The 21,064-nt window shown below is 56.7% G+C and carries 17 protein-coding genes; 11 read left to right on the top strand and 6 right to left on the bottom strand.

Annotation, left to right across the window (positions count from 1 at the left end; all coding sequences use genetic code 11):
* Positions 1–2: 2 nt before the first annotated feature.
* The 6 genes from Z946_RS0100735 to Z946_RS0100710 form a co-directional block, all read right to left on the bottom strand.
* Positions 3–1,349 (bottom strand): DUF4384 domain-containing protein, encoded by a 1,347-nt coding sequence (locus Z946_RS0100735; protein ID WP_160170256.1) that lies wholly within the window; start codon positions 1,347–1,349, stop codon positions 3–5.
* A 74-nt stretch (positions 1,350–1,423) separates the two neighbouring features.
* On the bottom strand, positions 1,424–1,822 hold the full coding sequence (locus Z946_RS0100730; protein WP_025053835.1) for an ExbD/TolR family protein: 399 nt from the start codon (positions 1,820–1,822) through the stop codon (positions 1,424–1,426).
* Positions 1,819–2,253, bottom strand: coding sequence for an ExbD/TolR family protein (locus Z946_RS0100725; protein WP_241461279.1), 435 nt, complete (start codon positions 2,251–2,253; stop codon positions 1,819–1,821). Before Z946_RS0100725 ends, Z946_RS0100730 begins: the two co-directional genes overlap by 4 nt.
* Before the next feature lie 27 nt (positions 2,254–2,280).
* Positions 2,281–2,907: a MotA/TolQ/ExbB proton channel family protein gene (locus Z946_RS0100720; RefSeq protein ID WP_025053833.1), complete on the bottom strand. Its 627-nt coding sequence runs from the start codon at positions 2,905–2,907 to the stop codon at positions 2,281–2,283.
* Positions 2,908–2,909: 2 nt separating this feature from the next.
* On the bottom strand, positions 2,910–3,341 hold the full coding sequence (locus tag Z946_RS0100715) for a hypothetical protein (RefSeq protein WP_025053832.1): 432 nt from the start codon (positions 3,339–3,341) through the stop codon (positions 2,910–2,912).
* 18 nt (positions 3,342–3,359) lie between these two features.
* Positions 3,360–4,895 (bottom strand): PTS lactose/cellobiose transporter subunit IIA, encoded by a 1,536-nt coding sequence (locus Z946_RS0100710; protein WP_152540538.1) that lies wholly within the window; start codon positions 4,893–4,895, stop codon positions 3,360–3,362.
* Positions 4,896–5,112: 217 nt separating this feature from the next.
* On the opposite strand from Z946_RS0100710, the gene tssA reads away from it, so the two are divergent.
* The 11 genes from tssA to Z946_RS0100655 all read left to right on the top strand — a co-directional run bounded on the left by tssA (position 5,113) and on the right by Z946_RS0100655 (position 21,017).
* Positions 5,113–6,120, top strand: a complete 1,008-nt coding sequence (tssA, locus tag Z946_RS0100705) for a type VI secretion system protein TssA (RefSeq protein ID WP_025053830.1) — start codon at positions 5,113–5,115, stop codon at positions 6,118–6,120.
* A gap of 88 nt (positions 6,121–6,208) precedes the next feature.
* Complete coding sequence (gene tssB, locus Z946_RS0100700) at positions 6,209–6,718, top strand: type VI secretion system contractile sheath small subunit (RefSeq protein WP_025053829.1); 510 nt, start codon at positions 6,209–6,211, stop codon at positions 6,716–6,718.
* Positions 6,719–6,721: 3 nt separating this feature from the next.
* Entirely contained in the window at positions 6,722–8,218 is a 1,497-nt protein-coding gene (gene tssC / locus Z946_RS0100695; protein ID WP_025053828.1) for a type VI secretion system contractile sheath large subunit, read from the top strand.
* 67 nt (positions 8,219–8,285) lie between these two features.
* Entirely contained in the window at positions 8,286–8,798 is a 513-nt protein-coding gene (locus Z946_RS0100690) for an Hcp family type VI secretion system effector (RefSeq protein ID WP_025053827.1), read from the top strand.
* Between the two features lie 89 nt (positions 8,799–8,887).
* Entirely contained in the window at positions 8,888–9,703 is an 816-nt protein-coding gene (locus Z946_RS0100685) for a type VI secretion system accessory protein TagJ (protein WP_025053826.1), read from the top strand.
* Positions 9,696–10,193, top strand: a complete 498-nt coding sequence (tssE, locus tag Z946_RS0100680) for a type VI secretion system baseplate subunit TssE (protein WP_025053825.1) — start codon at positions 9,696–9,698, stop codon at positions 10,191–10,193. Before Z946_RS0100685 ends, tssE begins: the two co-directional genes overlap by 8 nt.
* Before the next feature lie 5 nt (positions 10,194–10,198).
* On the top strand, positions 10,199–12,076 hold the full coding sequence (gene tssF, locus Z946_RS0100675) for a type VI secretion system baseplate subunit TssF (RefSeq protein WP_025053824.1): 1,878 nt from the start codon (positions 10,199–10,201) through the stop codon (positions 12,074–12,076).
* A complete protein-coding gene (gene tssG / locus Z946_RS0100670; RefSeq protein ID WP_025053823.1) occupies positions 12,040–13,080 on the top strand; it encodes a type VI secretion system baseplate subunit TssG in 1,041 nt (346 codons plus the stop codon). The genes tssF and tssG overlap by 37 nt, the downstream gene beginning before the upstream one ends.
* Before the next feature lie 22 nt (positions 13,081–13,102).
* Positions 13,103–15,811: a type VI secretion system ATPase TssH gene (gene tssH / locus Z946_RS0100665; protein WP_025053822.1), complete on the top strand. Its 2,709-nt coding sequence runs from the start codon at positions 13,103–13,105 to the stop codon at positions 15,809–15,811.
* Positions 15,812–15,923: 112 nt separating this feature from the next.
* Positions 15,924–16,781: an ion transporter gene (locus tag Z946_RS0100660; protein ID WP_025053821.1), complete on the top strand. Its 858-nt coding sequence runs from the start codon at positions 15,924–15,926 to the stop codon at positions 16,779–16,781.
* A 6-nt stretch (positions 16,782–16,787) separates the two neighbouring features.
* Entirely contained in the window at positions 16,788–21,017 is a 4,230-nt protein-coding gene (locus Z946_RS0100655) for a type VI secretion system contractile sheath domain-containing protein (protein ID WP_025053820.1), read from the top strand.
* Positions 21,018–21,064: the final 47 nt, after the last annotated feature.

Raw genomic sequence — 21,064 nt, 5'->3', positions numbered from 1 at the left:
GCCTACTGCGCTGCGGTTGTCACAAAGAAATAGACCCATTCGCCTTTGAAATCTGCTGTTGCTTGGCGCGCGTTTTCGACCTGACCCTTTAACCACGCCAAATAAGGCTCGGCTGGTTCGACGAGTGGACGGTTGCCGGAGTAGAGCGGCACAGAAGATGCAAAGGCCGCGGCGATTTCTTGACCGTAGGGCGGGCCGATTGTGACAAACAATCCGGCCTCCTGTGCGGTGCGCGCGCCAATCTGCAATGCGGTTTCCGGCTCTGCCTTTTGCAAAGGTGTTTGATCGTTCGGCGACAGGTGGATGACGTTGCCATCCGCATCGAAATAATCAACGTAGATATAGGCGGGATAATCCGGCGCGGTCAGATCGAGCACCAAAGGGTCGCCGGTCACATACCGGAAAGCGCGGGCATGAGTGTCTGCGCCCACAATCATAGGATTGGTGATCTGGTCCGTAGATTGCGGCAATCCGACATTCGCGATCCCCGACAAGGCACCGCATTGCGGTGCAGGCAGCACCAACAGGTTCTCAGCCACTTTGATGTCCGTCCCCATCTGTGTCTCAAGCGCTTTGAGCACCGGCGCTCGGTCAGCGGCCGTGGGGACATGACCCGTCAGTTGCAGTGTCACGGTGTCAGGATCGAATAGAACCTGCATCCTTGCGCAAGGCACGGACAAAGCGGCACTCAAACTGTCGCGCACATCAGAACCGCTGGTCTGGGTGGTCTGGGTAAAGCTTTGGAAAGCGGCGAGTGAGACCGGATCGACGGGGCCGGAGGACGGAAAGGCGAGTGTTGCCTTTCCGGACGTTACTTCTGGCGCTTGCTCTGACAGAGCAGTGCGCGAGGGTTCAAAGCTTGGGGTTGGTGCTGTCTCGGGGGGCTTTGCTATTGCGCTCGCAGGTTCTGGAAGGGTCGGGGCCGTCATGACAGTCTGTGTTGGCAAACTGCTGATCCGGTCCGGTTTGACGGATGTTGTCGCAGAAACTGCGACCGGCAGGCTAAGTGCCGCACTGGTCTGGATGGGTAGACCCGCTGCGACCTGAACATCTGCTTGTGGTGTCGCGACGTTTTCCAACCGCTCTGCGGGGGCCTTTGCAGAAACAGCTGTCAAGGTAGGCAGGCTCTGCGCCCGCGCTTGGTCGGAAGGCGCATCAAGCGGTTCCGCCCGCGATTGAGCGATCTCGCCTGATCCCAGATTGGCGACATCCCCATCCTGCCGCGCAGCTTCATCGGAAGCTGGCGTCTGCTGGGTCGCGTCGGTTCTGGCGACCTCCTGAGCTTCGACATTCAGGCGGCTTTCAGGCGTTGGTTGATCGCTCACCGGCTGGGGCTGCAGCGCTGCCATCAAGCCCACGGCGGCGCCAAAATGCAGCAGGGCAGAAAGGGCCAAGCCAAGAAGCCATATTCCCGCATTGCTTCTCATGGGCTTGCCGGTGTGACTACAAGCGCCACATCACGCGCACCGGATGCCTCAAGCTCCGCAATTAGCGGCAGAACATGTCTAAGCTCAGCGTTGTGATGGGCATTTATCCTGACGAGCGTGTCCGGATTTGTTGCAAGCTGTTCCAGCAGCAGAGGAAGCGGTTCACCGGTTGGCTGGCCATCAACGGCCATTTCTCCTTCGGCACCTACGGACAGTGTAATCCCACCTGCGGGCATGTCTGCACCGGTCACGGCAACAGGTGGCGTCACATCGAAGGGTGCGGTTGCATCCATCCGTCCGATTAGCATGAAAAAGACCAGCAAAAAGAACACCACATCAATCAAAGCGATGATCGTTTCCGGGGTCTGGCGCTGGGGCGGGCGGGTCAATCTCATGGCCGTGCCTCAAGCCGGACAACACGCAGGTTGGTGACGCCTGCAGTCGTGGCAATATCCATAACGCTGACAAGCGCTTGCATGCGGGCCACACCTGTTGGCAGCACCATGACCGATAGCGCGGGTGCATCGGCAACTGCTTGTTTCAGCAGAACCGTCAGATCATCAACTTCAACTGGCTGACCGCGTATCACGGGAACGCCATCTGCGCCGATACGGATGAGGATTGTAGATGCCGATGTTTGCGGAGCAGCTTTTTGGGCGTTTTCTGCCTCGGGGGCCACAGCCGGTATCATGTCCAGATCAAGGTACGTTGACGTGACCATGAAGAAGACCAGAAGGATCAGCAGAACGTCGATCATCGCCACCAGTGAAATCAACGCGCGCGGCGGCCGCGGGCGTTTGAGTGTCAAAGGGGCGGCTTGGATCATCAGGCATGCTCCGCTGTTGCGACTGGATCAGATTGCGTTGGGATTTTCATCAATCAGCATAAGACGGCCCACGGCATTCTCGATCATCTGGGCGGCACTTTCGGCGCGGGCAGACAGCAATGTGGCGCCAACTGCTGCCGGAATGGCAACCAGCAGGCCCACGGCAGTTGTCAGCAAAGCCTGCCAGATACCGCCAGCAAGTACAGAGGCGTTTGCAGCCCCTTCAGCCATTTCAAGCGCCTGAAAAGATTGGATCATTCCAAGAACCGTACCAAGCAATCCCAACAAAGGACTGATCATGGCAATAAGCTCAAGCACACGGATCGACCCGTTCATCCGTGCAAATTCTTCATTCCCTCGCCGCAAAAGCTCGGCTTGAAGAGGCGGGCCCTTGAACCCTTTCGCAAGTGAGGCCATCGCATAGGCCATCACACGGTCTGCGGGGCTTTTCCCATTCGTGACGGCGTTTTGCGCCTTTTCCTTGTTGCCTTGCGCCCAATCAGCAAGGGCTGCTTCACGCATTTGAACGCCTGAACGCGCAGGCCAAAGTTGCACCACTTTGACAACGATCAAAGCAAGCGAAAAGGCAGACAGGATTAACAGAACGGCGATAACAACACCGCCTGCACCCAGAGAGGCCAAATCAAACGACATCTCTATTTGACCAGCGCTACGGGCGCTTTACTGCGCAACTCAAGGATCGGAAAACAGTCCATTTCTTCGGCGTTTTGTGGTTTGCAGGATGTCAGATCATGGAGCAGAATTTCGGAAATATCCTCACAGGCGATTTCGGGAATTTCAAACAGTTTCAGGGTGGTTCGGCTGACGGGCAGAGGCGCCGCATCAATCGAGAGCAAACGGTCGATCACCCCGCTGGTGTCGAGAATCGCCAAAGACATCTCAAATCCGTCAAAACTGTTGTCGGTCCCGTTGCGAAACAGAAAGAATGCGCTGCACCCACCACTGTCAGAGGCTTCGATCTTGTTCAGCTCGACGGTGAGCCCGCCCGTTTCCTGAGCGAGGACAGTGATCGGGACAAAAGCCAGTGCGAGGGCCGTAAACCCGGCGCTCAATCTTTGAAAAAACATAAATACTCCAATCTAAAATCAGGCGGAGAGGGCGGTTTCCACTCCGGCAAGGGCGTTTAATGCGGTGGTGCGAATGGTGGTTGGGGTGAAGCCGTTGTCATCCACCGCTTTGAAAAATTCGGTGTCGAGCGTGTCGCGGTAAGAGGAAATAATGGAGCGCGCTTCGGCCTTGAGGTCGTCTCGAGCAGGGCCGTCCGGCGTCTCGACCAAGTCTTCGAGCACACGCTCCAATGACGTGTCCAGCTCTTCGATATAATCAAGCAAGACATCGGTGTTTTCGGCCAGTTCCTTTAACCCCTCGATGGCATTTGCCTGCGCGTCGATGGTCATCTTGAGCTTGAGGAGTTCGGCCTGCATCCGGTTGCGCGTATCAATCCAGTTGAGCCTTGATTTCGTATAGCGCGCAACGTTGTCGGGAATGGCATTTTCGGCTTCTTCAAGCCGCGCGTTCGCGGCGCTTGTAGCGGCCTCTTTGAGCAGATTAATGGTGGTCGTCGCAGACTTGAGCGCGCTTTCAAAGTCACCCTTCTCTGCCTGTTGAAGTGCATAATTGAAGGCACGGTTGATTGCGTCCGGATCGCCGGTTTTCGCAGCCATGGCAGCGTCTACTTTCACCTGCAGGGGCGCAAGGGTCTTGTCCCATTTCTGTCGGGGCACATCTGACTTGACCTTTGGTTCATGCTCTATCTCGGCAGCGTCGTTTAGCGCCTCTTCCGCCTTTGAAAGCTCCTCATTCGCGGCATCATAGTCTTTGTTTTTCAGCAGGTTAAGCGCTTCGAATAGAAGTTTCTTTGCCTTGACCGTTCCGCCGCCCGGCGCACTATCGAACGCAGAACGAAGTGAGTTCGCCCGCGCCATCAAAGCCTTCGGTGATGCCTCCACCGGCACAATTTCGGCAGGTGCCTCTGTAGATTTAGCCTCTTTTCCCCGTTGCGCTTTGGCCGCCGCTTTCACAGCAGATTCGAGTGTGGAAAGTGATGCCTCTGCGTCTTCCAAAGCGCCGGACTTTATCTGTGCCACGACACCAGCCGCCGCCTTTTTGAGTGGAGCGGCAAGTACCGTCAAATCACCAATGGGAGCCTGTAACGCTTTGAGGCGTGTGGCCAGGTCGGCAGGGTTAATAGCAGGTCCCGCGTCAGCTGCTTCGGGAGTGGACGTTGAAGGAGCATCCTGATCTGCGGACTGGGCGGTCGCAGCAACCTCCGTTTCGTCTTCTTCTTCCAGCAGATTTCCTTGTGCATCCAGAACCTCAACCTTGAAGGAGAAGCCCAGCTCTTTGAGGTACTTGCGGAATTTCTTTGCCAGTCCGGGCAGCGCTTTATCGACGGTCAGTTTCAGCTTTTTGGCATCAATCTCGAAACTGCCTTTGGCAACCTTGGTGCCTTCACCCTCTTTCTTGGCTGTCCGGCCTAGAACGTCGGGATCTTTGAGGCGGTGAATAATCAGCAGATCGGCGCCTTTCGGGCCGGGATTGAAGGCCATGTTCATGGGCCGTTTGCGGCCCATCATGATCAACTGTTTCAGTTCCTCAGTATCCATCGGGACGTAAGCCAAATTACTTTTCCTCGTCTTTTTGGTGGAAAGTGATTGACATGAAATTGACGATAAGGCTGACTATTGGTCAAGCTTGCATTTTGATCCGGCTCTTTTCGGTCGGTACGCAGGCAGAATTTTTTTTATTGTTTTGAACCATTTGCGATTATTATGATATACGTTCTGAAAATGACCCGCTGCCCGCGATCAGATAATTTACGACCAGAGGGGGGACCAGATGGACGTTTCTAAGCTGCTTGAACCCCGCGAGGGCGATGCCGTAAGCGGCGAAAATCTGGAGTATGATCCGGAATTCGTCGAGATGGAGCTTGCCGCCCAGCCCGGTGAAGAGCGCCAGGAAGGCGACAAGATTATCGAGGCGGAAGACGCCGATTTTGCGGAGGTTGTCAAACTTGCGCAGGTCGTGCTGGAGCGCAGCCACGACATCCGCGCGGCCGTGTTTTATGCCGAAGGGATTTTACACACCAAAGGGTTGCCCGGCTTTGCCGAGGCAACAGCCTATATTCGCGGTTGTCTGGAGAACCATTGGGATACCTGTCATCCCGAACTGGACGAAGATGACGACAACGACCCGACGATGCGCATCAACGCAGTGCAGGGTCTAAGCGGTTCATCTACCGTTATCCGTGCGTTGCGACAGGCACCGCTGACAGAGAGCCGTATGTTCGGGCGTATGAGCCTGCGCATGATGGAAATTGCCGATGGCACTGTTACGCCCTCTGCCAGCATGACCGACGTGCCTGATACTGCTGCAGTCAACGCCGCGTTCCAAGACAGCGATACCGAAACCCTTCAGGCGATTTTGGCGGCGGTTGGTGCTGCCAAGGCGGACATTGCGGCAATTGACGCCGTCTTTACCGAGAAAACGCCGGGGCAGGGTCCGTCATTTGATGAAGTAAATAACACACTTAACCAGATCACGCGGCGTATGACCGATGCCATGGGTGTCGAAATCGCCGGGGGCGAAGCTGTCGCAGAGGAAGCGGGCGGTGAGGCAGGTCCGGCAGTTGCCACGGCAAGCGGCGCGATCAATTCGGCGACTGATGTAACCAACGCGCTTGACCGGATCATCAGCTATTACCAGCGCGCTGAGCCATCAAGCCCCGTACCCATGTTGCTGGAACGGGCAAAACGTCTGGTCAGCGCCGACTTTATGACCATCATTCAGGACATCGCGCCGGTTGGCATCGATCAGACAAAGATAGTCGGAGGCATCAAAGACTAATCAAGCCGCCTTTTCGGCTTCATGACGTAATTTATTTCACCGCAGGGTCATGCCTGCATTCTATTATTCAAAGACCAAGGAGCCCCTCATGGCCAGTTCCCAGAAATTCATAGCCCGTAACAGGGCACCACGCGTTCAGATCGAATATGATGTAGAGCTTTATGGTGCCGAGAAAAAAGTACAGCTTCCCTTTGTGATGGGCGTGATGAGCGACCTTGCAGGTAAGTCCGAGGTCGAACAACCCGGTGTTGCAGACCGCAAGTTTCTGGAAATTGACGTCGACAATTTTGACGACCGCATGAAAGCGATTGCGCCGCGTGCCGCGTTCACCGTCCCGAACACCCTGACGGGTGAAGGCAACATGGCGGTTGATATCACCTTCAACAGCATGGACGATTTCAGCCCTGCAGCCATCGCCGCCAAGGTCGAACCGCTGGCGGAATTGCTGGATGCGCGTACACAGCTTAGCAACCTGATGACCTACATGGATGGGAAAACAGGGGCGGAGGATCTGATCAGCAAGATCATGCAGGATCCCGCATTACTCAAAACACTGGCGGCCCAGCCCAAGCCCGGCGCCGCGGCAGAGGAGGAATAATCGATGGCTGAACAAGAAGCCCAAGTCGAAGAAGCAGGTGGTGCAACCGCCTTTGGTTCCAGTGAATTTGAAAGCCTGCTGCAAAAAGAATTCCGTCCGAAATCCGATCAAGCCAAGACCGCCGTCGAGAGCGCTGTAAAAGCATTGGCCGAACAGGCGCTTAGCAACACCGCGCTGATCTCCGATGATGCGCTGCGGTCGATTGAAAGCATCGTGGCACAGATCGATAAAAAGCTGACGGAGCAGGTGAACCTGATCCTGCACCACGAAGAGTTCCAGCAGATGGAAAGCGCGTGGCGCGGCCTGCATTATCTCGTCAACAACACTGAATCAGACGAGATGCTCAAGATCCGCGTGATGAGCATTTCAAAGAAAGAAATGCACAAGACGCTGCGCAAGTTCAAAGGCACCGCCTGGGACCAGTCGCCGATCTTCAAGAAGCTTTATACCGAAGAATTCAGCCAGTTGGGCGGCGAGCCTTACGGCTCTCTGGTGGCCGACTATCACTTTGATCACAGCCCGCAGGATGTTGAACTGTTGGGCGAGATGGCAAAGATTGCCGCTGCCGGTCACGCACCGCTGATTACAGGGGCCAAGCCGTCGCTGTTCCAGATGGACAGCTGGTCAGAGCTGAGCAACCCGCGCGATCTTACGCGTATTTTCCAAACTTCGGAATACGCCTCATGGAAGTCGCTGCGCGAATCCGAGGATTCCAAATATGTCGGGCTGGCGATGCCACGGTTCCTGGGGCGTCTTCCCTATGGTTCAAAAACCGAACCGGTGGAAGAGTTCGCGTTTGAGGAAGATACTGACGGGTCGGATCACAGCAAATACGGCTGGGTGAATGCGGCTTATGGTATGGCAGTCAACATCAACCGTTCCTTCAAAGAATATGGCTGGTGCAGCCGTATCCGGGGCGTTGAATCCGGCGGTACGCTCGAAAGCCTGCCCTCACATACATTCCCGACAACGGATGGCGGCGTGGATCAGAAATGTCCCACTGAGATCGCCATTGATGACCGGCGCGAAGCGGAGCTTGCCAAGAATGGCATGATGCCGCTGATCCACCGGAAGAACACGGACGTTGCAACCTTTATGGGCGCTCAGTCTCTGCACAAACCCGCAGAGTATGACGACCCGGATGCGACGGCCAACGCAAATCTTGCAGCTCGTCTGCCATACCTGTTCGCCACGTGCCGCTTTGCACACTACCTCAAATGCATGGTGCGCGACAAAGTCGGCTCTTTCAAAAGCCGGCAGGCAATGGAGCACTGGTTGCAGGATTGGATCAACAATTACGTTGATTACAATGCCGACATTTCGTCGGAAAACGAGAAGGCGCGGAAGCCTCTGGCGGCGGCAGAAGTCGTGGTCGAAGAGGTCGAAGGCAATCCTGGATATTATACGTCGAAGTTCTTTCTGCGACCACATTACCAGTTGGAAGGACTTTCGGTTTCATTGCGGCTTGTATCCAAGCTCCCTTCTGAAAAAGGCGGCTGATCCCACGTATTATTTTGGGGTAGGCCTGACGACTTAACGAAACAAACTTATTGAAAGGAATAGCACAATGGCTGCTAACATGTTCATTCAAATCTCCGACATTCCAGGAGATGCAACTGAAACAAACCACAAGGAGTGGATTGTAATCGAATCCGCCACGTTCGAGCTCGAGCGTGCCGTCGACATGACGGACCTTGGTTCAAACCAGCGTTCCCACGCGAACACAAACTTCCAGAAAATCGAAGTGACAACCCAGATCGGCAAAGCATCGAACAAGCTCGCGCTGTCGGTTGCCAACGGCACGGTACGTCCCGAGATCAAGATGGAATGGTGCCGCTCCGGTGACGTCTCTGCCGAAGGTCTCAAGGCATTCTCGAAGTGGACGTTCAAGAACGCGATCATCGACAAATACAGCATCTCCGCCAGTGCGGACGGTATTCCTGAAGAGACATGGGCAATCGCCTACGTTGGCGTAGAGCACGAGTACCACAGCACAAACCAGGCCACAGGTGCTCTGGCAAAAGAGAACGATTTCCTCTGGAATCTGCGCACTGGTGTGTCGGAAACCTTCAGCGGTTAATCTTGGTACGCACGCGGGCAACCGCGTGCGTCACCCATACCCGCCACTTCTTATTCTCCTCGCATCCTGACCCGAGCGGAGGCTGTCCTATGACGCCCGAAGAACATCTTAAATCCGGCGATCTGACTGCAACCCTTGCCGCGTTGCAGGATAAAGTGCGCGCTGATCCTGCGTCCGCACCCCTGCGCATATTTCTGTTCCAGCTTCTGTGCGTTTTGGGTGATTGGAAGCGTGCGATTACGCAGCTCAAGCTCAGCGCCGAGATGGATCCCTCGGCGCTCATGATGGCCCAGACCTACCGCGAGGGGATCATCTGTGAGGTCTACCGCGAGAAAGTTTTCAAGGGTGAGAAAGACCCGATGATTTTCGGCGAGCCGGAGCCGTGGCTTGCCCTCCTTATCGAAGCACAGAAATTGCTAGCCAGCGGGGAGCCTGAAAAAGCTGCCGAACTGCGTGGTAAAGCGTTTGAGGACGCCCCGACAACTTCGGGCACGATCAACGGCACGCCGTTTGAATGGATTGCGGATGCGGACATGCGTCTGGGTCCTGTACTGGAAGTTATTGTAAACGGGCGCTATTTCTGGCTTCCGTTTTCACAGATTTCCAAGCTTGAAATTGAACCGCCCGCCGACCTGCGTGATGCAGTCTGGACAGCGGCGAACCTGACGCTCAGCAACGGTGGAGAAATCGTTGCGCTGATCCCGACGCGCTATGCCGGAACGCCTGATAAGGGCGACGACAGCGCAAAACTGGGTCGCAGCACAGATTGGCAGGATGCAGGCAGCGATACATTTACCGGCATCGGCCAACGCCTTTTTGCGACCGACAGTGATGATATTGCCTTGCTCGATATTCGCGAACTTGTGCTGAACTCCGAAAGCTCCGAGGCCGCTCAAGATGTCTGACAATATGCTGGCAGAACGGTTGCAGCCGTCGCTGCTGGACAGGCTGACCGATGACGCGCCCAATGACAAAGTCGAAGCCCGCAGCAATCGTGCGATCGATCTTTCGCGCCTGCGCGATATTATCAAACGGGATCTGGCGTGGTTGCTGAACACAAACAGCATCGAAGGTCTTCTGGATCCAAAGCTATATCCCAACGTCGTAAAATCTGTACTGAACTACGGCGTGCGCGAGGTGGCTGGCGAATACTCTACATCCGTGCGGGCCGAACTGATACGAAAGTCGATCCAGAAAGCGATTTCCATCCATGAGCCGCGCATTATTTCCGGGTCAACGGCGGTGGAATTGCGCAGCGAAGACAAGCACGGCGAGATGCAGATTGCGTTTGATATTCACGCCGACATGTGGGCACAGCCGGTTCCGCTCGAGCTTTATCTGCGCAGCAAGGTGGATGTGACGACGGGCGAAGTAACGCTGGACCGGGTGGGATAGCGGCGATGGATACCCGTCTTCTCAAGCATTACGAAAACGAATTGGCCTACATGCGGGACATGGGTGCCGAATTTGCCGATGCCTATCCGAAAATCGCATCGCGGCTGGGGATGGAGGGCGTTGAAGTCCTTGATCCTTATGTGGAGCGGTTGCTTGAGGGGGTCGCCTTTCTTTCTGCACGCGTTCAGCTTGAACTGGAAATGCAGTTTCCGGTTTTCACATCGCATCTGCTTGAGATTATCTATCCGCACTATCTGTCGCCCACGCCGTCGATGATGATCGCTCAGTTGATGCCGGATCTGGCGAACGCGGGCCTCAAGACAGGGTATGTCATCCCCCGCCACAGCACGATCCGCAGCAGGCTGCTCGACGGGGAACAGACCGCATGTGAATTCCGCACGGCCCATGAAATTACCATGTGGCCGATCGAGATTTCGGAAGCGGAGTATATCGAGAGCCGCGGCGGTTTGATTGCAGCGGGTGTGGGCAGCAATACCTCTGCACGCGCAGGCATCAGGTTGCGGCTCAAGCGTGTGGACGGTGATCCGATTTCCGAGCTGAGCATGGACAATCTGACACTTTATCTTGAGCGTCAGTCAGGCCGCAGCTGGCAATTGCATGAACTGATTTCAACACAAACCGTCGGCCTTGCAGGTCGGTCCGCCGACCGGCGGGCAGATTGGACCCTTGAGCTTCCCGACGGGGCAATGAATCAGGTCGGGCTAAGTGCTGAAGAAGCATTGCTGCCCACACCACGCCGTTCGTTTGACGGCTACCGGTTGTTGCAGGAATACTTTGCAATGCCCGAACGGTTTTTGTTTGTGAACATGTCCGGCCTTCAGCCCGCACTGAAAAAAGCAGTGGGCGACGAGGTGGACATCTATATCCTGCTCGACGATGGCAATCGCGATCTGGCCCCTGCCGTGACACCAGCAGCCTTCGGATTGAATGTGGTGCCCGCTGTTAACCTTTTCCGCAAGCGCTGTGACCGTGTCCACGTTAACGGGCGCGATATCGAACAGCACGTGGTGCCAAACCGGACCGCAGGTCTGGATTTTGAGATTTACAGCATCGAAAGCGTCACAGGGATCAGCGGCGACGGAAGCGAGGATGTGAGCTTTCGCCCGTTCTACTCCGCGACCGATTTCACCGCTGCCGGTGATGTGCATACCGCCTACTTCACGCAAAGCCGCAAGATGCGCCAGCGGAGTGAAAAGGAACGGCTGCGCGGGGTTCGCACCTCTTATCTGGGGTCGGAAGTGTACCTGCAAATGGTCGACCGGACGCAAGCGCCCTATTCCTCAAAACTCGACCAATTGGCTGTCACAGCGCTATGCACCAACCGCGATCTGCCGATGCTTTTGTCGGTGGGTGACGATAATGTCTTTCATCTGCCCGATGGCGGTCCGGTCAAGACGGTGCGCACACCCATATCGCCGACACGCCCGCATCCCACGCTGGCGCAAGGCGACACAGCATGGCGTTTGATCAGCCATCTGTCGCTGAACTATCTGTCGATTGCGGATTCAGAGGACGGCAGCTCCGCAGAAGCGCTTCGTGAATTGATCGGTATTTACGCGCCGCTAGGCAACCGCGTGACGGAAAAGCAGCTTGAAGGGATCACGAACGTCTCTAGCCGGCCGATTGTGCGCCGGATGAGCGATGAAGTGATGTCGACCGCGATACGCGGGCTCGAGATCACCATAGAATTTGACGAAAGTTTTTTTGAAGGCACCAGCGTCTATGTGCTGGGTGCCGTGATGGAGCGGTTTTTCCGCAAATATGCCACCATCAATAGTTTTACTGAAACCGTTCTTAAGACAGAACGACGGGGAGAAATCGCCAGATGGCGACCGAAAAACGGGCTGGGCCAGATACTTTAAGCCATCTCGCAAAATTGATGGAAGAACCTGAAAAACATCACATTTTTCAGGCGATGCGTGTCATTGATGCGGCCTATCCCGATGCGCCCCGACTGGGTGACAGCCGCCGCCCCCGTGAAGACCGTGTGCGTCTGGGCCAAGAGGCAGAGCTTGCGTTTCCACCCTCCACCATCAGCGGCTTCAAGCCGGGCACTGACGGCGCGCCGGGCAAATTGACCAACCGGTTTTTCGGATTGTTCGGGCCGCAAGGACCCTTGCCCCTGCATCTGACCGAATTTGCCCGCAACCGCCAGCGCAACCACCGCGACCACACGTTTGTTGCCTTTGCCAACATGCTGACCCACCGCATGATGAGCCTGTTCTACCGTGCGTGGCGCAGTGGCCAGCCAGCAGCAAGTTTCGATCGCGAGGACGATCCGTTCCAAAAACGTGTGGCGGCGCTGGCCGGTTACCGTGACGAGGGATTGCAAAGCCGTGATGCCCTGCCCGATTTGTCGCGGCGCCATTTCGCGGCACATTTATCGCAAGGCTCCAAACATCCGGACGGATTGATCGCGTTTATATCTTCATTCTTCGGCGTGCAGGTCGAGCTTGAGCAATTTGTCGGCTGTTGGTTGCAGCTGGAGCCTGACGACTGTTGGGAACTTGGCGGTATGACCGGATTGGGCCAGACGACCAGCGTCGGCGTCAAGGTCTGGAGCCGCTCCATGAAATTCCGTCTGCGCGTCGGCCCTTTGACGCGCGATGCTTACGAACGTTTCTTGCCTGGCGGCGAAAGTTTCGCCCGACTGGAGGCTGTGGTGCGCAGCTATGTCGGTGACAGTCTGGACTGGGACGTACAGCTGATCCTCAAGGGGGACGAGGTGCCGCGCGCCGTTCTGGGCGGCAGCACGCGACTGGGACAGACTTCTTGGGTTGAAAAGAAACGCACCGATGACACACCGCGCCCGGATGCGGGGGATCTTTTCCTCGCACCGAGCAACAATTTGAGCACGCCCGCATGAATTTGAAGAAGGGAACACCATTATGACCGAGATCAGCAGAGTCGCCCTGTTTGGAAAACTGAACAGTATTGGCTACAAGGCCGTCGAAGGTGCCACCGTCTTCTGTAAAATGCGCGGCAACCCTTACGTCGAGGTCGTGCATTGGCTGCACCAGATCCTGAACGGGCAGGACAGCGACATTCACCGGATCATTGACCACTATGACCTGGATGTAGGCAAGATCGCCACCGAAATGACGCGCAATCTGGACGGGCTGCCGCGCGGTGCCTCTGCTATCTCTGATTTGTCGGATCATCTGATGGATGCGATGGAGCGCGGCTGGGTTTACGGCTCGTTGCTGTTCAGTTCAAGCAATGTGCGCACGGGCCATCTGTTGCTGGGTATGCTCAAGACGCCCGCGCTCAAGAACATTCTGGCGTCGATTTCACCCGAGCTGGCGAGCATAAAGCCCGATGATCTGGCCGAAAACTTTAACGACGCGACAGATGGATCACCTGAAGAGCAAATGGGCGCGCAGGACGGATCGCATACGGGCGGTGGCGCAGAACCGGGCGAAGCGTCAGGTGCGATGTCGCCTGCCCAGATGGGCAAAGGCGAAGCGCTTGAGCAGTTCTGCACCGATTTAACCGAACAGGCGCGTAACGGAGAGATCGATCCGATCGTGGGTCGTGACGAGGAAATCCGCCAGATCGTCGATGTACTGATGCGGCGCCGCCAGAATAACCCGATCCTGACGGGTGAGGCGGGTGTGGGCAAGACCGCCGTTGTGGAAGGCTTTGCCCTGCGTATCGCACGGGGCGATGTGCCACCTGCGTTGCACGATGTGCGTCTGCTGGTGCTGGATGTGGGTCTGCTACAGGCCGGTGCGTCGATGAAAGGCGAGTTCGAGAACCGTTTGCGTTCCGTCATTGATGAAGTGCAGGCAAGCCCGACGCCGATCATCATGTTCGTCGATGAAACCCATACGCTGGTCGGCGCCGGTGGTGCCGCAGGCACGGGCGATGCAGCAAATCTTTTGAAACCTGCTTTGGCGCGCGGCACGCTGCGCACAATCGGTGCGACGACTTGGGCCGAGTACAAGAAATACATCGAAAAAGACCCCGCACTGACGCGTCGTTTTCAGGTGGTACAGGTGGATGAACCGAGCGTGCCCAAGGCGATCATGATGATGCGCGGCATCGCGTCGATGCTTGAGAAGCACCACAAGGTGCAGGTGCTGGATGAGGGCATCGAGGCAGCAGTTGCCCTGTCGGCCCGCTATATTCCAGCCCGGCAATTGCCGGACAAATCGGTGAGCGTTCTGGACACCGCCTGCGCCCGCGTTGCTGTGAGCCAGCATGCCGTGCCTGCACAAGTAGATGATGCGCAGCGCAAGATTGAATCTTTGGAAACCGAGCTTGAGATTATCGGGCGCGACGAAACCGCGGGGTTCGATGTTGATGAACGCCGCGCGAAAGTCGAAGCGGAAAAGGCAGAAGTCACCGAGCGTCTGGAAGGTCTGCAGGCCCGCTGGGACGCCGAAAAAGAGATCGTTGCCGAAATTCTAGACCTGCGCGCGCAGCTTCGGGCAGGGGGCGCACCGGTTGAAGAAGGATCGGAACTGGCACCCGAAGGGGGCGAGGATGCACTTGACGATGCAGCCCGCGCAGAGGTGATGGAAAAACTGAAAGCAGCCAATGCCAAGCTGCATGACGCGCAGGGCGAAAGCCCGCTGATCTTGCCGATTGTCGATGAGCAGGCGGTGGCGTCCGTGGTTGGCGACTGGACGGGCATTCCGGTCGGCCGGATGGTATCCGATGAACTTGCGACCGTGCTTAGCCTTGAGGAACATCTGGGCAAACGTGTCATCGGTCAGGATCACGCGATGGCGATGATCGCCAAGCGTATTCAGACCAGCCGTGCGGGCCTTGATAATCCTAACAAACCCATCGGTGTCTTCATGCTCGCCGGTACGTCTGGCGTGGGTAAAACAGAAACCGCCCTTGCGCTGGCCGAAGTTCTTTATGGCGGTGAGCAGAACGTGATCACCATCAACATGTCCGAATATCAGGAAGCGCATAGCGTCAGCTCCCTGAAAGGGGCGCCTCCGGGCTATGTGGGTTATGGCGAAGGTGGTGTTCTGACCGAAGCGGTGCGGCGCAAACCCTATTCCGTTGTCTTGCTGGACGAGGTCGAAAAAGCGCACCCCGATGTGCACGAGATTTTCTTTCAGGTGTTTGACAAAGGCGTCATGGAAGACGGCGAAGGGCGCACAATCGACTTCAAGAACACGCTCATTCTGCTGACCTCCAACGCGGGGTCCGATCTTATTATGGATTTGTGCAGCGACCCTGATCTGCTGCCCGAACCCGAAGGTATCGCAAAAGCCTTGCGCGAGCCATTGCTGAAAATCTTCCCCGCCGCCTTGTTGGGTCGTCTGGTGACGATCCCCTATTATCCGCTCAGCCCGCACATGATTGCAGAGATTACAAAACTGCAACTGGGCCGGATCAAGAAACGCGTCGAAAGCACCCATGACGTGCCGTTCGAATATTCCGATGCCGTGGTCGATCTGATCGTTGATCGCTGTCAGGAACTGGAAAGCGGCGGACGTATGATTGATGCGATTGTAACCAACACCATGCTGCCCGACATTTCGGCCGAATTCCTGCGCCGGATGATGGAAGGCAAGAAGATCGAAAAAGTAGCGATTGATGTAGAGGACAGCACGTTCACCTACGCCTTTGACTGATACCGGGACCCGCACAGGCAACACGCGGGTCATCCGGCCCCCAATCCCAAGGGTGCCCCTTGTCAAAGGTTGAGCGAACGGACGGATCAAAGGAAATGCGGAGACCAAGAACATGGCAGAACTAGACAAAACAAAAATGAGCGCTCAAAGGCGCAAAGTGTATGATCTGGTCGAGGCCACCTGGTTCAAGAACGCCATCATGGGCGTCATCATTTTCAACGCTATCGCTTTGGGTCTCTCCACGTCGGACTATATGACGCACCGCATTGGCGGCTTGCTGTCGTTTCTAGACAATGCTGTCCTGACCATTTTCGTGGGCGAGCTGTTGCTCAAATTTTATGCCTACCGGATGTCATTCTTCCGCTCGGCCTGGAACATTTTTGATCTGGCTGTCGTCGGCTTGGGCCTGCTGCCAAGTCAGGAAGGGCTTTCCGCGCTCAGGGGTTTGCGCGTTATCCGCGCGATGCGTCTGTTGTCGGTTGTCCCGCAAATGCGAAGCGTTGTGCAGGCCTTGCTGGACGCTTTGCCCGGCATGGGTGCGGTGATCGTCATGATCTCGATCGTGTTCTACGTCTTTGGCGTGATGGCCACGCTGATGTATGGCAATTCCTTTGATGAATGGTTCGGTACTCTGGGCCGCTCGCTCTATTCACTGTTCCAGATCATGACGCTGGAAAGCTGGTCCATGGGGATCGTGCGCCCTGTGATGATCGAATACCCGTCAGCCTGGGCGTTCTTTGTCCCCTTCATCGTGGTCACCGCGTTCTCTGTCCTCAACCTGTTCATCGGTCTGTTGGTCAACACCATGCAGGGCGCTGTGGAGGACGACACCGAAGCCGAATTCGAAAACCTGCGCAAGCTGGTGCGGGATGAAACAGACAGCGTCGACAAGAACGTACTGGCGCTGATGCAAGAGGTTCGCGCCTTGCGCGAAGAGCTTCATGCAAGCAGGGACAAGGGAGGAAACTAAGCCGCAATGGCAGAAGAAAAGGGCACAACAAGTTCTGCACTGGACGCCTTGCGGTCGATGGCCCCAAAGGACGAACCGGTCGAGGACAAAACAGCGTCGGCGCTTGATGCGCTGCGTGCTGTTGCTGTGCCTGAGGAAAAACCGGACGACAAAGCCGATGTGCTTAAAACGCTTGGGGCAATCCCCGCTGCTATCGAAGAAGCGCCGGACGATGGCACCGCAACGCTCGACGGTTTGCGTGCGGCCGCGCCAGCGGATGCTTCACAGGACGACCGCTCGTCGCGTACTTTGGACGATCTGCGTCAAGCAGACATTCCAGAAGATGACATCGATGAAAGCACCGACACCTTGGAAGGGTTGCGCAAAAACGCAGTAGAAGACGGGCCGCAACCGGACGAGAGTGCAGACGCATTGGATGCATTGCGCAACACCAAGCTTCCCGAGGTGGAAGCCGAAACAGGCGAGGTGGCGCTCGAAGAACTCAGAGCGGTGGACGTAGAAGAGCTGGAGACACCTGATCCCGCTGAAGCGCTTGACGCACTTCGATCAGCTGAAGTGCCTGAGGAAGCGCAGGGGGATACCACCGTTGAGGCGCTGGACGCCTTGCGCAAAGAACAACACGAAGAAATTGAGGCGCAAACGGATGATGGAGCCTTGGATGCGCTGCGCGATCTGGAGGTGCCCGAAGCCACAGAGGATGCATCTGGCGAGGCACTCGATGCCCTTCGCGCGCAGGAAATTGTAGAAGCCGATCAGGCGGAACCAAGCGCGGCCCTTGATGCCTTGCGGGCAGTGGAAGTAGCCGATGAAGCGCCTGTCGAGGATGCCAGCGCAATCCTTGCAGGTATCGAGGTCACAGAAGAAACAAATGATGCGCCGGACATTGATGCCGCACTTGCGGGCATTGAAGCATTGCCTGACATGGACGAAGCCGGAACCAGCGCAGCAGATGTGCTTTCCGGTATCGAACTGTTGGAACAGGACGCACCCGTAGAAGACGCGGCGACAGTTCTTGCCGAAATCGAGCATGTCGATGAAGTCGAGGACGAGGACGATATCGAAGCAGCACTTGCTGGCATCGAAGCGCCCGATGCGGCCGTTGAAGAAGTGGACGCAGCGGATATCCTTGCCGGTATCGAAGTCGCGGAAGAGCTCACAGCGACCGAAGATGATCTTGATGACATACTCGCCGGCGTAGAAGTCACTGAAGATCCTGCCGAGGAAACCGGTGCCGACGACGTTCTCGCCTCCATTGATATTGTAGCACTTCCCGAGGCGGAGACCGATAATCTGGATGACGTTCTGGGCGGCCTAGAAGTGCAGGGGGAGCCTGAGATCGCAGACGACCCGCTCGACGCGTTGTCAACTTTGGACGCGCCTGAAGAGGAAGCCGCCGCTGATGATCTGGACGACATCCTTGGCGGGTTGGAATCTGCTGATCAGGTTGCTGACGACAGCAGTTCTGATGATGTACTCGCGACACTCGACGCTCCCGTGGCCCAAGTCGAAGACGAGGAAAACCTCGACGCGCTCTTAGATGGACTGGCTGCCCCTGCTGAGCCGGATGCGACCGACGACCCGCTCGACGCGTTGGCAGCGTTGGACGCGCCTGAAGAGGAAGCCGCCGCTGATGATCTGGACGATATCCTTGGTGGTCTGGACACATTGGAACAGAATGTCGAAGACAGCACTTCAGCGGATGTGCTCGCGACCCTAGATGCTCCTCTGCCCGATGCTGCAGAAGCCGAAGATTTGGATGCGTTGCTGGATGATCTGGCCGCACCCGTAGAAACGGAACCGACTGAAGATCCGCTCGACGCGCTTGCCACTTTGGATACGCCGGAAGAAGAGACTGCGGTTGATGATCTCGATGATATTCTTGGCGGGATCGACGCCGTCGACGCGCCACCGACTGCGGATCAAGCGAATGATGCCCTTGCATCGCTGGACCTGTCAGAACCGGAAGCCCCATCTTTTGATCCTCTCGACGACATTCTGGGGGATCTGGACCAACCCGAAAAATCCGAGACAGAGGCGGACGATCTCGATGCGCTGTTAGATGGGCTGGAAACACCTGATCAAACTTCAGCGGCCCCTGACGATCTTGATGAATTACTAGGTGATCTTGAAGAAGTCGGTGTAGCGGAACCCGATGAACCCCCCGCTCTGGAAGAGCCGCCGGAACCTGTTGCCGCCACAGAGCCATCTCAGGCCGAGGCCGGTCAAGATGCCGACGATGAGGGCGAAGATCTGGAAGCGCTGCTTGCCAGTCTCGATGACGACATTACCGCTCCCGATGAAACTCCACCGCCCGATCCGCTGAGCGAACTGGATGATCTTGACGCGCTGTTGGCGGGTATCGAAGAAGAGGTGGTCGAGGACGAAGCACCTGCGGCAGTGGCTCAGGACGAAGGGGAAGACGACGTGCCCGATGATGTGATTGATGCCCTGCTGGCCGATCTAGAAGAAGAGATCGCAGAAGGCGTGCATGATGCTCCTGATCCTTCTGATACCGCATCAGAAAAGGGTGCTGCCGGTGAAACGGACACTGTTGGAATTGAACCGGCTTTCGCATTCGGGACCATGAGCGGCGCACGCCCAGAGGCACAAAGGCTCAACCGCAAGCGGTTCAGACTGGCGATTATGGGAGATTTTACCGGTCGCGCCGCCAAGGGTACACTTGAAGTCGGGGATGCATTGGCCAACCGCAGGGCGATCCTGCTGGACCCCGACACAGTAGAAGACGTGATCGAAGGATTTGCGACCACGCTTGTCTTGCCCATCGGAAAAGACGGCGCGGGGGTAGAGGTCAAGCTGGAGAACCTCGACGATCTGCATCCAGACGAGCTTTTTGAAAAGGTCGAGATATTCTCGGCGCTGAAAGACCTGAAAACCCAGCTTAGCCATGGTGGAACCGCGGAGGCAGCAGCGAAGTCCTTGAAAGAGTGGGGTGCAGCGCATGGGCGGCCGGTGGCACCAGCATCTAGAACATCGGGCGGCAACACTGTGCGCGCTAACCTCAAGCTGACCGATTTTCAGAAGCTGATCGGCGACACACGTCAGACCCTCGCGCAACCCTCGCCCGTTGATGACCTGCTCGCGCGGATCGTCGGCCCGCACATCCGCAAACTGCCTGATCCGGATGCCGCCGCGATGACGCAGGCGGTGGATGATGCGATATCGGGTGCGATGCGGCTTATTCTGCATCATCCAGAGTTCCAGTCCGTCGAAGCGCAATGGCGTGCGATTGATCTGATTTCGCGCCGGATCGAAGTGGACGACACACTCGAAGTGATGCTTTACGATATTTCCGCCGAGGAAATCGCGGCTGATCTTACCCAATCGGATGACCTGTCCGAAAGCGGCTTTGCACGGCTGCTGACCGAAGGTCCGATGGACGAAGAGACCGGGCGCGGCGGCTATTCCGCGATGATCGGGATGTACACCTTTGAAGAAACACCCCCACATGCGCAGCTTCTGGGCCGGATTGCGCGGGTGGCATCGCATGTGGATGCACCGTTTTTCGCCGCGATAACGCCTGAGTTTCTGGGTACCGCAAAGAAGGACCGGCATCCGCTGGTGGCCGCAGAATGGGACACACTGCGCGCCATGCCTGAGGCGGGGCATCTTGCCCTTGCGACACCCCGTTTCCTGATGCGCAGGCCGTACGGTGCCAAGACCGAGCCGATTTATGAATTCGAATTTGAGGAATTCACCCAATCCGCGGGTCTTTCGGGTATGTTGTGGGCGAACCCTGTTGTGCTTGTCGCAGTCCTGCTGGCGCGATCTTTCAAAGAGAATGGCGCGTCGATGGGGTTGGGCGAGATCATGTCGCTTGGCGATATGCCCTATCATTTTGTGCTGGACAGATACGGCGATCAGGTGGCGCTGCCATGCACAGAACGCAATCTCACGCTCGACAAGGTCGAGACGGTTCTTGGACGGGGGTATCTGCCAATCATCTCTGTCAAAGGACGGGATGAGGTACGGCTGGGGTCGTTCCAGTCATTGGCAGGGGGCGATGTGCTGGGTCCCTGGTCAGGCGTTGCACCGCCGCCACCGTCACCAGCCAAACCACCCAAACCTGCGGCAGACGCAGGGGCCACGCCCGAGGCCACAATGGAAGATCTGGACGACCTGCTTTCAGGTTTTGATCTGGATAGCGAAGACGAAGACGATAGTGGAAGTGAAGAAGACATGGATGCCGAACTGGCAGCGCTGCTGGCCGACCTATGACACAGGGAAATTACGCCCTGATGCGGCCGCGCATTTTTAGAGGAACT

Source organism: Sulfitobacter noctilucicola (genome assembly GCF_000622385.1).
Lineage (GTDB): Bacteria > Pseudomonadota > Alphaproteobacteria > Rhodobacterales > Rhodobacteraceae > Sulfitobacter > Sulfitobacter noctilucicola.
This window is presented reverse-complemented; position numbering and strand designations above follow the sequence as displayed.